Here is a 13,682-nt window from a genome sequence, read left to right as displayed (position 1 = left end):
AGCGTTGCACATCGCAAGCGACTCGGGGCTGATTTTTTTGAATCTAGGCTTCGCCCGCATCCAGCGCATACAGCCGCCGGTAACGCGCATTGGTGGCCGCGAGCTCACGCGGCGCCCCGGCCATTGTCAGCACACCGTCTTCAAGGAAGATCACCTGATCACAGCGCGAGACGCCCTGCAAATGATGGGTCACCCACAGCACCGTTTTATCCCGAAGCACCGTGAACATTGTCTCAAGCAGCGCTTGTTCGGTGAGAGGGTCGAGGCCGACCGTGGGCTCATCCAGTAGCACGATCGGCGCATCCTGCAGCAGAATCCTGGCCAAGGCCATGCGCTGCCGCTCGCCGCCGGAAAAATCAAAGCCGCTTTCGGCCATCGGCGTGTTGACCCCTTGCGGCAGCTGGGCGATCAGGTCGGTCAGCTGAACGGCCTGCAATGCTGCCGCCACGTCTTCGTCGCTGGCCTGCTCATTGCCGAGCCGAATGTTGTTTAAGATCGACGTATTAAATAGAAACGGACTTTGATCGAGCACCGCAAACAGCGAACTGCGCTGCGCCTGATAAGCCAGCACATTGACCCCAGCCAGCGCGACTTCACCCTGCGTTGGTGTGAGATCGCCGAGGACCAGCTGCAGCAAGGTCGTCTTGCCCATCCCACTGGGACCTAGAATCGCCAATTTTTCCCCGCGGTGGATGGTCAGCGACAGATCCGTGATCAGGGGCGCACTGGCTTGGTCATAGCGAAAATTCAGATGCGACAGCGTCAGCGTCCCCACGTCAGCCGGGGCCGGAAGCTGCTTTGGCAGCGGTCGGGTGACCGGCGTCAGGGCATTCAAGTGCGCCAGGGAATCGCGCGACGTCGGCCACTCGCTGACGCCTTGCGCGACCCCGGAAAATGCCTGGTTCAGCGGAAAGACTACGAGCACGAAACTGCCGACCCAATCGGCGATCAGTTTGCCGCCGGTCCAATACTTGCTGGTCCACACCAGAAACGACACCGCGATCAGGCCGAAAAATAGTTCACCGATCAGGTCACGCACCCACTGGAACTGCTTTGAGCGCTGCATCGAGGCCGCCAGCTGTCGGGGTTTGGCGACCGCCCCGTCGACAAAAGCCGCCTGGCGATGCGTGATCACCCAATCGCTCAGGCCCATCACGCTGTCCGTCAGCGCGACATAGGCTTCCTGATTGAGCCGTTTTTGCGCGGACTTGCGCCGTTTTTCCACCAGCAGGCTCCACCATGGTAACAAGAGAATTTGCACCAACAGAAGGAGCGCGATCCACAGGGCAAACAGCCAGTCAAACCAGCCCAAGAGCAGCGTCGCGATCAGCGTCAGACCACCGGCCACGACCGCGGGAAAAACGGTGCGCAGATACAGATTCTGGATGTGGCCGATATCATCCGCCAGCAGACTCAGCAGGTCCCCGGTTTGATGATGTGCCTGGAGGAACGCGGCATCCCCTTCCAGCACCTGGTACAATTTTCGCCGCATGTGACTCGTCACCTTGAGCACCCAGTTGTGGCTGGTCAGGCGCTCCAGATATTGAAACACAGGCCGCCCGATGCCAAACGCCCGCGTCAGGACCACCGGCACATAGATCGCCGCAAACAACGGCATCCGCGCGGAAAAGTCGATCAGGTAGCCCGAGGTGAACATCAACGCCCCGGCGGCCATGAACGTTAAAATGCCCAGCGCCAGCGACCAAAACAGGAGCCAGCGGTAGCGCTTGAGATCTGGCTTGACCCAGTGATCATTTTTCAGCCATTGCATCGAAGTCACCTCGCATTTCATGGACCAATTGGCGATACGCCTCAGACGTTTGGGCCAAGTCGGCTGGCCGGCCTTGTGCGACCACCTGCCCCGCCTGCATCACAAGCACCCGATCCATCTGGTTCAACCAGTGCAAGCGGTGCGTCGCAAAGATCACCAAGTGGCCGGCAAATAGCGGCACCATGGTCTCTTTGAGCGCGGCCTCAGTCTCGATATCCAGATGCGCGGTCGGTTCATCGAACAGCCAGATCGAGCGGTCCGTATCAAGCAGCGTGCGGGCCAGGGCAATGCGCTGGGCTTGGCCGCCGGAGATGCCCCGGCCGCCTTCGCCGATGCACGTCGCAAAACCGGTCGGTAGCGTCTGAATCCACGCCAGGATCCCCGCCGCTTCGGCCGCCTGCTGCACTGCCTCATCATCGGCATCAGGCCGGTAAAAGCGGATGTTGGCCGCGATCGAATCCGCAAAAATATACGGTTGTTGCGGAATATACGAGAGATGGGCCTGCCAGTTTTCTTGGGCAAGATGCGGCAAGGGCTGGCCATTGATGGCAAAAGGGGTGGCGTTCGCCTTCCCAGACGTTTCCGCGCCCAGTGCCACAGTCGCATTCGCAGCCGCATCTGCCGCAGCGATATTCGGCTGCAAAAAACCGCCCAGCAGATTCAACAAGGTGGATTTGCCCGCCCCACTGGCACCGATGATGGCCACTTTCTCAAACCCCTGAAAACGAAACGTCGCATTTGTGACGCCTGCGCGTTTGCCCGGATACTGAAACGACAGGTCCTGCGCGGAAACGGTGCTTGCACTCGTCCAGGCCGGCAGCGTCTTCAAGGCATCCGTTTGTGTCGGCAGCGGGGCCGCGAGCACCGCTAAGATCGCCGTCAACGCATTTTTCCCATTCAGGGTCGCGTGGTAATCACTGCCGAATTCGCGAATCGGCATAAAATATTCCGGCGCCAGAATCAACGCGACCATCGCCGGGTACAAGGCAAGCTTGCCGGCCAGCAAGTCGACCCCCATGAACACCGCGATCACCGCGATCGACAGCGTCGCAAAAAAGTCCATCGCAAAGCTCGACAGCATCGCGATCTTCAGCACGCCCATGGTCTGCTTGCGATAACTTTCGGAGACTTGATAGACATTATCCGCATACTGCCGGGAAATGCCCATCAGCTGTAGGGTCTTCAGCCCGCGCAGCGAATCGATGAAGTGGTTGCTCATCTGCTGAAAGCCGGCGTATTGAGTCTCGGACTTATCACGCGCGGCGTAACCGAGGATGATCATGAATAAAATGATCACCGGAAACATCAGCAGTAGCGCAATGCCCGCCACGGGATGTTGCACCCAGATGTAGACCAAAAGCACGACCGGAATGATCATCATATTCAGAATCTTGATCAAGATCAGCTCAATATAATTTTGTGTTTCGGGAATACCATCCAGCGCCATGGTGACCACATTGCCAGTCCCCGCATCCGCCACCGCCCGCGGGCCAAGCGCGAACAAATGCGCCATCAACTCTTCCTGCAGCTGGCCGGCCGTTTTCGCCGCAAAATGCCCCGCCAGCCGATTTTTCAGCCAGGTCAGCCCCTGCCGCAGCGCATACGCCGCCGCAAACCAGCCGATCAGTGGCCAGAGTCCGGCGAGTGTTTTCAGATGCCAAGAATGCACGATGCCAAGTGCCAAAAAGTGGCCTTGCCCTAAAATGACAAATGCTTGCACGAGCGTCAGCCCGGCAAGCATCATCATCACCGCGCGCATTCCCGGCAAACGCATCAAGCGTTTATCGATCATGCTGCGCCTCCTATGAATTGAGCGGCGCGATACGTTTGTGGAACACGACATACGCCCAGATGAAGTAAGCCAACGCGATCGGCAGCAGCACACAGGTCACCCCAGTCATGATCGACAGGGTGAGCGGACTGGCCGACGCGTTTTTGATCAGAAGCGAATTCGCCGGATCCACGCCGATCAGCACCCGCGGGAACAGCCCGTTGAAGATCAGCCCGACCACCAGCGACAGACTGAGCCCACTGCCGATGAAGGACAGGAGCTCCTTATTTTGCAGCGCCCCGACATGCATGACCACCGCGGCGCAGACGATCAGAATCACGATCAAGCTCGTGGACACCGGCCGTTTTTGGAAAAAGTCGGTGAAGACGAAGACCAACACCGCAAACACCGCCTCGCCGGCATACAGCACCCACGCGAGTTTCGCATTCAGCCGGCGCGCGCGATCACGCAGCGGCCCAGTCGTTTTCAGCCGAATAAAATTCAGCCCGTGCATCAAGCAAAGCAGCGTCACCGCCACGCCGCCGACCACCGTCAACAAGTTGACCTGGTCGCCAAACGTCGCATACACGTTGTAAGCCCCGTTGTCATTGGCGATCGGCAGCGGCTGCATGATCGCCGTGAAGATCATGCCCAGTAAAAACGGCGGCACCACACTGCCGACAAACAGCGCCCAGCGCCAGATATTCCGGCCACGCGGCGTTTCCGCGTGCGCGGCAAATTCAAACGACACCCCGCGCACGATCAATCCCACCAGGACCAGGAAAAAGAGGATGTAAAAGCCGGAAAACAGGCTCGCGTACCACAGCGGATAAGAGGCGAACATCGCCCCGCCGGCCGTGATCAGCCACACCTCGTTGCCATCCCAGTGCGGACCGATCGTCGCCACCAGCTGCGTGCGCTCATTTTCATCACGCGCAAGGACCCGTGTCGCCATCCCGACGCCAAAATCAAAGCCCTCCAGGAAGAAAAAGCCAATGAATAAAACAGCCAACAGGAGGAACCATAATAATTGTAATCCGCTCATTTGACGAACGCCTCCTTTGCAAAAGGATCCGCCGACACGCCGTAATCCGTGTCAAGATCGGCATCCGGCCCGTGGAACAGGACCCGCCGGCAGTAATAGATCATCACCCCACCGAGCAGGCTGAAGATCAGGAAGTACGTGATGTTGGTGAACCACAGCTGGCCCGCGGTGGTCGTCGGTGAGATCGAATCGGCGATCGTGTACAGCCCATAGACCGTCCATGGATACCGGCCAAGCTCCGTGATCAGCCAGCCACATGTATTAATGAGGAACGGCAGCCACAGCGTCAGCCCAAGTGTCACCAGGAGCCAGCGTTTGCGCGCCAGCGAATTGTTCTTGGCCCGCGAGAAAAACAGGCCGAGCACCGCGACCAGCGCCAGCAACATCCCGCCGCCTGCCATCACGCGGAAGGACCAAAATAGCGTCTTGACCGGCACATAATAATTCTTATCCTTGCCGTATTTTGCCTCGAGCTCCTTATTCACGGTGTCCATGCCTTTCACCGAGCCATGAAGCTTGTGATAAGAGAGAATACTAAGCAGATAAGGCACCTCGATGTTCGCCTTGGTGGTGTGATCTTCGGTGTCGATCAACTCGACCAGACTCCACGCCGCCGGATCACCGGTATCCTTGTAGATGCCTTCCGTCGCCGCAAACTTCATCGGCTGGTCCTTGATGATGAAGCGCGTCTGTAGATCGCCCATCCCCATCGCCGCGACAACCGCGACTAGGCCGACCCACAGCCCAATGCGCAGCGACTTCGTGTAAAACACCGCGTCACGTTTTTTCCATAACTGCCAGGCAGCCATCCCCGCGACCGCAAATCCAGCCGTGGTGAACGCGCCAAAGATCACATGCGGAAATTCGACCCACAGCTGCGGATTGGTGATCACCGCCATAAAATCGACCAGCTTCACGCGCCCAGTCTCCGAATTGATCGCAAACCCGGTCGGATGCTGCATGAACGCGTTGGCCGCCAGAATCCAGATTGCCGACAGCGTTGTCCCGAGCCACACCAACCAGATCATCACCGCATGAAGCGCCGGCTTGAACCGATCCCAGGTGAACATCCACAACCCGATGAACGTCGATTCCAGGAAAAATGCCAGCAGCGCCTCGATCGCCAGCGGGGCCCCGAAGATATCGCCCATGAAGCGCGAATAGTCGGACCAGTTCATCCCAAATTGAAATTCCTGGATGATCCCTGTGACGACGCCGACCGCAAAACTAAGTAGGAAGATCTTGCCCCAGAACTTAGCCATCTTCTTGTACATCTCGTCTTTTTTGAGCACGAACAAGGTCTCCATGATCGCGGTGACCAAGGCCATGCCGATCGAGAACGGGACGAAAAAGAAGTGAAAGACAGTGGTCATGGCGAACTGGAAGCGTGCCAGATCAAGCACATCTATCGCAAATAGCATACCCTTTTCCTCCTTCTCCCAGGCTTTCTACGAGCCGGGAAGTCATCTCACTTGCGCGAAAAGAATGAAAGCGGTTGACCAGACAAAAATGGCGCAAGCGTTCAACTTAATGATACACGCTTGCGCCATAAAAAGGGATTTGACCTCAGTAAAAATAAATAGCGGGAATTGAACTGAAGGGTGCGGAGCGGGGCGCTTAGGGATGAACGGCTAGTTTGGCTCGGGTGCTTGAGGCGCACTTTGCCTCGAGTGCACGAGCCAACTAGACGTCTCATCCCTGCCCCGCGGAGCCCAACTGAAGGGTGCGGAGGCCCGCGGGATAGTCGAGTAGCTAGTTTGGCTCGGGTGCTTGGTGGCGCACTTAGCCACCGAGTGCACGAGACAACTAGCTACCTCGACTATGCGGGCCGGAGCCCAACTGCGAAAGGGTGCGGAGCCGAGCGTTTAGGGATGGGCAGGTAGTTCGGCCTGGGCGCTTGGTGGCGCACCTTGCCACCGAGTGACCAGGCCGACTACATGTCCCACCCCTGCTCGGCGGAGCCCAACTGCGGAAGGGTGCGGAGCCGAGCGTTTAGGGAGTATGTCTCGCTCTGTCCCTTTCCCTTACGCTTCCGGCCGCACGACCTGCAGAATCAGTGGCGTCTTTTCCGGTGCCGCTTCGCCAATCACAAAGGCCTGACGCACCGCCTCAAGCAGCGCTTCCTGTGGTTCGCTGTCAGCATGGACCATTGCCAGCGTGTCGCCTTCATGGACGGGTGTGCCGACTTTTTTGTGCAGCACCAGCCCCACGGCGAGATCCAGCACATCATCCTGCTTGGCGCGACCGCCGCCCAGTTGCATCACCGCCGTACCCAATGCCTCGGCGTCGATGCTAGTGAGATACCCGCTGGTCGTTGCCTTGACGGGTACCTTCAATTTCGCTTGCGGCAGTGTTTGCGGCTGATCCACGATCGAGGCATCGCCGCCTTGTGCGGTGATCAGCTGTTTGAACTTGCGCAATGCGCGTCCATCACGCAACGCGTCTTCGGCGAGGTTGGTCGCCACTTCCAGACTGTCTGTTTTGCCTGCCAAAACCAGCATCTGGGCGGCTAGCGCGATCGTCAGCTGCCGCACATCGGCCGGGCCTTGGTTACGCAAAATTGCCACGGATTCGGCGATTTCCAAACTGTTGCCGATCGTCACACCCAGCGGCTGATCCATCGCGGTCAAAAGCGCGACGCTGGCCACCCCGGCTGCCTTGGCGATCGCCACCAGGGCCTTGGCCAATTTTTCGGCCTGGGCGCGGGTCTTCATGAAGGCCCCTTCCCCGACTTTGACATCAAAGACTAAGGCGTTGGTGCCACTGGCGATTTTTTTGCTCATGATCGAGCTGGCGATCAGTGGAATCGACTCCACCGTTCCGGTCACATCGCGCAGCGCGTAAATGCGCCGGTCCGCCGGGGCAAGATCCCCGCTGGCCGACACGATCGCCGCGCCCACGTCTTGGACCTGGTCGATGAATTGAGTCTCCGTCAGATCGACCTTAAAGCCCGGAATGCTTTCCAGTTTATCCAGCGTCCCGCCCGTGTGGCCCAGGCCGCGGCCCGAGATCATCGGCACCGATACGCCCAGCGCCGCCACAAGTGGGGTGAGGGGAATGCTGATCTTGTCGCCAACACCGCCCGTGCTATGTTTATCGACCTTGATGCCTGGAATACTGGACAGATCCAAGCGGTCGCCGGAATCAAGCATCGCAAACGCGAGCTGGGACTGCTCCTCGTCCGTCATCCCCTGAAAATAAGTGGCCATTAAAAAGGCGCTCATTTGATAATCCGGAACTTCGCCCGCCACATACTGGCCAATGAGCCAGGTGATCTCTTCTTTGGTAAGTGTTTTGCCATCGCGTTTCTTGGTGATCAGATCGACCATCCGCATGAAATCGCCGCCTTTCTTTCTTATCTGTATTGTACCGCATTGACCCGCGCGGTTGGCGCAAATCAGAATATGCTACACTACTAGCAGGAGGCGACATTATGTTGAGTGAAAAGGCCTTGCGCCAACTGGGAAAAATCGAGTTGCACTGTCATTTGGATGGGTCGCTGTCACTGCCGATGGTGCGGCGATTGGCAAAGATGGCCGCCATCGCCGTCCCCGCATCGGACGAGGCGCTTCGCCAGCTGGTGCAGGCGCGCGCCGATGCAAAGACCCTGATGGATTATCTGCGGCCGTTTGATTTTGTACGCCCATTATTGCAGACAAAAGAGGCACTGCGCCTGGCCGCGTATGATGTTTTGGCCCAAGCGGCCGCAGAAAACGTGCGCTACATCGAAGTCCGCTTCGCACCGGAGCTTTCAATGGACAAAGGCCTGACTGCCACCGACACGATTTTGGCGGTGATCGCCGGCCTTCAAGATGGCATGGCAGCGTTTGATATTCAAGCCCAGGCCCTGATCTGCGGGATGCGCCAAAGTCGCCCAGAACTTTCCGCCACGATTTTTCAGGCAGCCGGCCCATTTCGCGGTCAAGGTGTGGCAGGGGCGGATTTTGCCGGAAACGAAGCGGATTTTCCGCCTGATGTGTTGACCATCGCCAGTGAGGCCGCAAAAAAAGCCGGCCTGCCGCTGACCTTCCACGCCGGCGAATGTCACTGCGCGGCAAATGTCTACCAAGCGCTCTCGGCAGGCGCCACCCGCATTGGCCATGGCACCGCGCTGTTCGATCAGCCCGCGATGGTCCAGCAACTTGCCAGCGAACATGTCGCCGTCGAGCTCTGCCTGACCTCTAATCTGCAGACCAAGGCCGCCGCCACCTATGCCGAATTTCCATATCCGGTGCTCGCACGCGCTGGCGTGTCGCTATCCATCAACACCGACAATCGCACCGTTTCCAATACCACGTTGACGCGCGAGTATGAGTTGTTCCAGGAACACTTCGGCCTGACCGCCGCGGATTTCGCCCGCATCAATCATCAAGCCGCCGATGTCGCATTTTTGGCTGACGCGGAAAAAGCGCAACTGCAGGCCCGCCTGACTGAGGATTATCGGTCACTGCTTGCGGACTGAGACAGTGATTCTTTGAAAAATAGTGCCGTTCGCGCGGCCACGAAAAAAGTTCAAAAAAGATGTAAGCGCATACTTGACAAAAATTGTGACCCGGATCTATACTTCACTTACTAAAAGTTTAGAAGCTCGCACCTGGCGGCAGGCATGTCATTGATCTGCCAGGCAAAAGCGACGAACGGCCGGCTTCTTTGCGGCTCGCAACCATTGATAGTGTTCAGATCAGACATTAGGGAGCATGGGCTGCCTCCTACCATCAATGCACGCGTGACGGGAAGTCCGGAGTTTAAAGCCAGCGGCCGGGGTACATACCGCGCTTAGGGCAACTGAATAGGATGAGACAGTTTTCTTTCCTGTACCCAAGGGGAAAGGGAGGACCGCGGCTCACCGGCACCAAACAGGCTGGCGAAAAATTTGGACCTCGGCGGCCTGTTTGCTTTACCGCGAACGCGAACGCTTAAAACCAAAAAATCGGGATCTGTACGTGCAGGGCCAACTACCCCTGCCGCTCAGATCCCGATTTTTTGTCTTGACGTTTTTCTTCTATTAAAAGTAATCGTACAGTTGCCCCTGCGTCTTCATGAACACGTCAGACAGATTGGCTGCGGCAAATGCATCGCCATCCACCAAGCCGAGCTGATACGCCTCGCGCAGCGGGCGGACGCCGAAACTGGCTTTGACGAGCTGTTGTTCCGTCATCACCACAGCCGGCTGTTGATCAGTTTTCGCCAAATGGACGCGGCCATCATCGATCGCCAACTCCCAACTGGCATTATTTTCCGGCACGTAATCATCCTTGATGCCGATCACGACAGGTGCGAGGTCGGACACTTGATATGGGTAGCGCTGCAGGAAATCCGCCACGTCGACGATGCGCGCCATCATGAACGGCACCAGTTGCGTCGTCAACACGCCAGGCTCCGGCAACAGGTCGTGCAACCCAGCCGCATCCCCTGCCTCATACTCGAACTGGGAAAATGCGCTGCGATGTGCGGTCACGAAGCGGCCCAATGCCAACAACGCGTCCAGGTCATCATAAAACAGTTCATGAACGCGGAAAGTCGTCCCCATTTTCTCAAACACGACATAGCCGACCGGATGATCGCCCAACGCCGCCACGGCCACCTGCCGCGCCGGATAATGGCTGGCCACATTCAGCCACCACCAGTCTTCACGCCGCAAGCCCCCGCGCGTTGCATTGCGGTTGCGGCTGTAGACCTCGGCCATGGCCGGAATCGCCGCACCATAAGACAGCCGCGTCACGGTCGTCTTGCTTTCGCGCACCGGTACCTTGGGCAGGTCGCGGGCCGCGATCGAATGAATGGCGTGCTCGAAGGCATTTTCATACCCGAAGCGCCGATAGAATGTTGCGGAAAATGGCGCCAGGTAGGACAGTGTCTCGCCGTTTTCCCGCATGTCGGCAAACGCCTGGCGCATGATCGCACCGATGCCGCCATGGCCGCTGGCTTCCGGATAACTGGCGACGTAGCCCACGCCACTCATCTTGAAGGCAGTCCCGGCCAGGTCAACGGTAAAATGCGTCCCCAGCAGGCCGGAGCTCAGCGGCTCCCCTGTCGCCCAGCCGCTGCTATGGGTAAATAAGCTCTTGAAGGTCGCATCACGCGCTGGACTTTGCGGCTTGTTGAAGGCATACCGCGCCAACGCGTAAAAAGCGGGCAGGTCCTGTTCCTGCATCTGATACACATCTGCCATATCGGCTCATCGACTCCTTTGTCTTAATAAAAATGTAAGCGCTATTCACAAAATCATCACAAACTCATCGGCCGCCGACCACATTCAACTGCGATGATAGAGACAGTCGAAAGGAATGATGCTTATGTTACGCGACCAACAAGATGTTTACACCGCCAAGCTCGATCAGATCAGCTACCCCAACATCACCGGCCACATGGAAAACGGCCAGGCGATTCTCATCGAGACGAACAAAAAACAGCGCGACGACCCTGCGTTTTGGCAGGCCATCAGCGCCATCTTGAAAGCCCAATTGTGGGTACCGGTCTCCAAACGCCTGCATCAATTGCTCGATACAGATTGGCTGGCCGCGCCGCAGCTCGGCTGAGCCCTGACTCACGCGGGGTCTAGTAGCCGAAATGCGCTGAGCAACTCAGGCTTTTTGCCAATCCGCAAATGCCTGCGCCGCCACGATGAACGTCACCAAGGCGTCATGTGACAGCACATCGGCCAGCGTGTCGTCATCGCCCGTGCTTGCGGCCGCGCCGACGACTTCCAGGCCAAACTTCACGATGTTGAGGTCTTTTTTCGGGGAATACGTCCCGTCGAAAACAGGCTCGTGGTTATACGTGAAGTTCAGCGTGTCTTCCGTGATCGAGCCATCCACATGGTTGACCATGATGCGGTCTTCCAAGGCAGAAAGCGGCTGGTCATCCGCCAGCAAGTTTAATTTATGATCGGATTCATTTTGAAAATACTGACCTTGCCGCACACTGAGATAGTGTGCCGCTGGCTGCTGCAAAACACTGAGCTGATCGACGGCGGCAAAAACGCGGTCGACCGGCATCGCCTCTTTCTTTTCCAAAAGTGCGGTGCTGTGTGCTTCAAGCCAGTCTGCTAAGTCACTGATACCGAATTGATCCATGGGGTTCGTCCTCCCTTGAGCGTCAAAATCATTTTCATTGTATCATTTATTGCGCGGCACGCCTATGATAAGCGCCGCAAAGGGTGTCGAGCTGGGTGTTTTAGGGTGGGCAGCTAAGTCGACCCAGCCGCTCGATGGCCAAGTGCGCCATCAATCGTCTCGGCCGAACTACCTGCTCAGACCGAACGCCCCGCTACGCACCCTCACCAAAAATCGCTATAATAGACGTGAGGAGGCGAGCATCATGCCAGCACGTCAAACTGTTTTGCCAGTCGTCGATGCAGAAGGCAACCCGCTGCGGCTCCAATCGCACATCACGTACAAGTTGCGCGTCAAAAACGGCTATATCCTAGCCCTGCGAGCCGACCAGCACCAGGTCCGGCTGCCAAATCTGATGACTGTTCACGCGCATTGCCAGAAACGCTAATATAATAGAAGAAACGCACCGCGCGATGAAAAAGGCGTCGCGAACTTGGCTTTCCGTAGCCGGTTTGCGACGTCTTTTGTGTCCTCAGTTTTCTTTCAGTTGCGGCGCTTTTGGCGTGGTGATCACCATCAGCGCAACCGTCGCGATGATGATCGCCCCGCCTGCCAACTCCGCCGGGCCCATGTGCAAATGAAGCAGCGTCACCGCCACCACCGTTGCCCCAAGCGGCTCAAACGCATCGAGCAAGCTGGCCGCCTCGGCGGAAATATATTGCAGGCTGGCTAAATAGACCAGATACGCCACGATCGTCCCGAATACCACGATGAACGCGTAGCTCCACCAGCCATCCGCTGGCATATGCGGGATGCCGACCCAAAATGGATGATAGATCGTCATGCCGATGCCGCCCAACAATTGTGCCCAGGCCGTCACCGTCAGCGGGGAATGCCGCGCCAGCAGGCCTTCCGGTAACATGTTATAAGCCACCGCCGCCCACGCGGCCATGATGCCCCAGAAAAAGGCACGCGGCGAGATCGCCAGCTGCGTAAAATGGCCCTTGGTCACCACCAGCGCCGTGCCAAAAAGCGCCATCGCGATGACGACCACATCGATGCGCCGGGGCAACGACCGGGACCGGATCGCCATGATCACCATGATCAAGACCGGCGCCAGGTACTGCAGAATCGTCGCGGTCGCAGCATTGGCCACCTCGACCGCCTTGAAATAGATGTACTGCATCGTGACCATGCCGAAGATGATGAAAATAATCATCTGAATCGCATCTTTTTTGGTCCGCCACGGATCCAGCACATGCCGTTTATCGATCAAAAGGGCCAAGATCATCGTGACGACCCCCGCCATCAGCATTTTTGAGCTGATCAACCAAGAGACCGACACCCCATACCCAAAAATATGTTCACTGGCTGGGCCGGAAACACCCCACAGCAATGAGCCAAATGTCGCAAGGCCAATGCCCAGCTCGCGTTGATGCTTCATATCCCTACTCCTTACCGCGCGCCTCCCCCCGGAGATGGTCATCGATCAGCCCCGCGCCCTGCATATAGCTGTAGGCAGTGACGGGCCCGATGAACGAAAAGCCGCGCTGTTTCATATCTTTGGCCAACGCCCGCGATTCATCGCTGGCACTTGGCACGTCCGCTTGCGTCGCCGGTGCATGAACAAGCGGTTGGTGATTCACAAAGCCCCACAGATAAGTGTCGAGGCTGCCAAATTCTTGCTGGATGCGCAAGGTCGCCTGCGCATTTTGGACAATTGCATTCAATTTTCGCCGATTGCGAATCAGCGCCTGATCTTGCATCGCCGCATCGAGCTCAGCCTCCGTCATGACGGCCACTGCACTTGGGTCGAAGCGGTGGAAAGTCGCATTGAACGCCGCCCGCTTTTTCAGCACCAACTGCCAGTTTAACCCAGCTTGCAGAATCTCTAAAGACATTAATTCAAACAATCCCTGATCCTCGTGGTGCGGCTTGCCCCACTCATTATCGTGATACGCGCGCAAGACAGGGTCGCGGTCATACCAATATTGTGCCATGCCGATTCCTCCTTATTGAAAAATACGAGTCGCGTGTCGT

At 57.5% G+C, this 13,682-nt stretch carries 12 protein-coding genes; 3 read left to right on the top strand and 9 right to left on the bottom strand.

Annotated features, from left to right (window positions below):
- Positions 1-43 precede the first annotated feature (43 nt).
- The 5 genes from cydC to JUE67_RS02815 form a co-directional block, all read right to left on the bottom strand.
- A complete protein-coding gene (cydC, locus tag JUE67_RS02835; protein ID WP_203636962.1) occupies positions 44-1,771 on the bottom strand; it encodes a thiol reductant ABC exporter subunit CydC in 1,728 nt (575 codons plus the stop codon).
- On the bottom strand, positions 1,752-3,563 hold the full coding sequence (gene cydD / locus JUE67_RS02830; protein ID WP_203627225.1) for a thiol reductant ABC exporter subunit CydD: 1,812 nt from the start codon (positions 3,561-3,563) through the stop codon (positions 1,752-1,754). Before cydD ends, cydC begins: the two co-directional genes overlap by 20 nt.
- Positions 3,564-3,573: 10 nt before the next feature.
- Entirely contained in the window at positions 3,574-4,587 is a 1,014-nt protein-coding gene (gene cydB / locus JUE67_RS02825; RefSeq protein WP_203627216.1) for a cytochrome d ubiquinol oxidase subunit II, read from the bottom strand.
- Positions 4,584-6,008, bottom strand: coding sequence for a cytochrome ubiquinol oxidase subunit I (locus JUE67_RS02820; protein WP_203627214.1), 1,425 nt, complete (start codon positions 6,006-6,008; stop codon positions 4,584-4,586). Before JUE67_RS02820 ends, cydB begins: the two co-directional genes overlap by 4 nt.
- 603 nt (positions 6,009-6,611) lie before the next feature.
- Entirely contained in the window at positions 6,612-7,922 is a 1,311-nt protein-coding gene (locus tag JUE67_RS02815) for a pyrimidine-nucleoside phosphorylase (RefSeq protein WP_203627207.1), read from the bottom strand.
- Between the two features lie 101 nt (positions 7,923-8,023).
- Between JUE67_RS02815 and add the strand changes: the two genes are divergently transcribed.
- Positions 8,024-9,049, top strand: a complete 1,026-nt coding sequence (gene add, locus JUE67_RS02810; protein ID WP_203627328.1) for an adenosine deaminase — start codon at positions 8,024-8,026, stop codon at positions 9,047-9,049.
- Positions 9,050-9,592: 543 nt separating this feature from the next.
- On the opposite strand, the gene JUE67_RS02805 is transcribed toward add, so the two are convergent.
- Entirely contained in the window at positions 9,593-10,759 is a 1,167-nt protein-coding gene (locus JUE67_RS02805) for a GNAT family N-acetyltransferase (RefSeq protein WP_203627205.1), read from the bottom strand.
- 124 nt (positions 10,760-10,883) lie between these two features.
- Between JUE67_RS02805 and JUE67_RS02800 the strand changes: the two genes are divergently transcribed.
- Positions 10,884-11,126, top strand: coding sequence for a hypothetical protein (locus JUE67_RS02800; protein WP_203627203.1), 243 nt, complete (start codon positions 10,884-10,886; stop codon positions 11,124-11,126).
- A gap of 45 nt (positions 11,127-11,171) precedes the next feature.
- On the opposite strand, the gene JUE67_RS02795 is transcribed toward JUE67_RS02800, so the two are convergent.
- Entirely contained in the window at positions 11,172-11,663 is a 492-nt protein-coding gene (locus JUE67_RS02795; RefSeq protein WP_203627201.1) for a hypothetical protein, read from the bottom strand.
- A gap of 244 nt (positions 11,664-11,907) precedes the next feature.
- On the opposite strand from JUE67_RS02795, the gene JUE67_RS02790 reads away from it, so the two are divergent.
- Positions 11,908-12,090 carry a hypothetical protein gene (locus JUE67_RS02790; RefSeq protein WP_125697197.1) on the top strand — a complete coding sequence of 61 codons (183 nt, stop codon included), beginning with the start codon at positions 11,908-11,910 and terminating at the stop codon, positions 12,088-12,090.
- 84 nt (positions 12,091-12,174) lie between these two features.
- Here the strand turns inward: JUE67_RS02790 and JUE67_RS02785 are convergent, their stop codons facing one another.
- Both JUE67_RS02785 and JUE67_RS02780 read right to left on the bottom strand, forming a co-directional pair.
- Positions 12,175-13,086: a DMT family transporter gene (locus JUE67_RS02785; RefSeq protein ID WP_203627199.1), complete on the bottom strand. Its 912-nt coding sequence runs from the start codon at positions 13,084-13,086 to the stop codon at positions 12,175-12,177.
- 4 nt (positions 13,087-13,090) lie between these two features.
- A complete protein-coding gene (locus JUE67_RS02780) occupies positions 13,091-13,642 on the bottom strand; it encodes a DNA-3-methyladenine glycosylase I (protein ID WP_203627197.1) in 552 nt (183 codons plus the stop codon).
- Positions 13,643-13,682: the final 40 nt, after the last annotated feature.

The sequence above is a fragment of the Lacticaseibacillus mingshuiensis genome (genome assembly GCF_016861785.1).
Lineage (GTDB): Bacteria > Bacillota > Bacilli > Lactobacillales > Lactobacillaceae > Lacticaseibacillus > Lacticaseibacillus mingshuiensis.
Note: the sequence above shows the minus strand (reverse complement) of the source record. Positions and strands in the feature narration are given on the sequence as shown.

Excerpts from the sequence above, each read along its gene's own strand:
- cydC (WP_203636962.1), bottom strand. The coding sequence starts at position 1,771 with ATGCAATGGCTGAAAAATGATCACTGGGTCAAGCCAGATCTCAAGCGC.
- cydD (WP_203627225.1), bottom strand. The coding sequence starts at position 3,563 with ATGATCGATAAACGCTTGATGCGTTTGCCGGGAATGCGCGCGGTGATG.
- cydB (WP_203627216.1), bottom strand. The coding sequence starts at position 4,587 with ATGAGCGGATTACAATTATTATGGTTCCTCCTGTTGGCTGTTTTATTC.
- JUE67_RS02820 (WP_203627214.1), bottom strand. The coding sequence starts at position 6,008 with ATGCTATTTGCGATAGATGTGCTTGATCTGGCACGCTTCCAGTTCGCC.
- JUE67_RS02815 (WP_203627207.1), bottom strand. The coding sequence starts at position 7,922 with ATGCGGATGGTCGATCTGATCACCAAGAAACGCGATGGCAAAACACTT.
- JUE67_RS02805 (WP_203627205.1), bottom strand. The coding sequence starts at position 10,759 with ATGGCAGATGTGTATCAGATGCAGGAACAGGACCTGCCCGCTTTTTAC.
- JUE67_RS02800 (WP_203627203.1), top strand. The coding sequence starts at position 10,884 with ATGTTACGCGACCAACAAGATGTTTACACCGCCAAGCTCGATCAGATC.
- JUE67_RS02795 (WP_203627201.1), bottom strand. The coding sequence starts at position 11,663 with ATGGATCAATTCGGTATCAGTGACTTAGCAGACTGGCTTGAAGCACAC.
- JUE67_RS02790 (WP_125697197.1), top strand. The coding sequence starts at position 11,908 with ATGCCAGCACGTCAAACTGTTTTGCCAGTCGTCGATGCAGAAGGCAAC.
- JUE67_RS02785 (WP_203627199.1), bottom strand. The coding sequence starts at position 13,086 with ATGAAGCATCAACGCGAGCTGGGCATTGGCCTTGCGACATTTGGCTCA.
- JUE67_RS02780 (WP_203627197.1), bottom strand. The coding sequence starts at position 13,642 with ATGGCACAATATTGGTATGACCGCGACCCTGTCTTGCGCGCGTATCAC.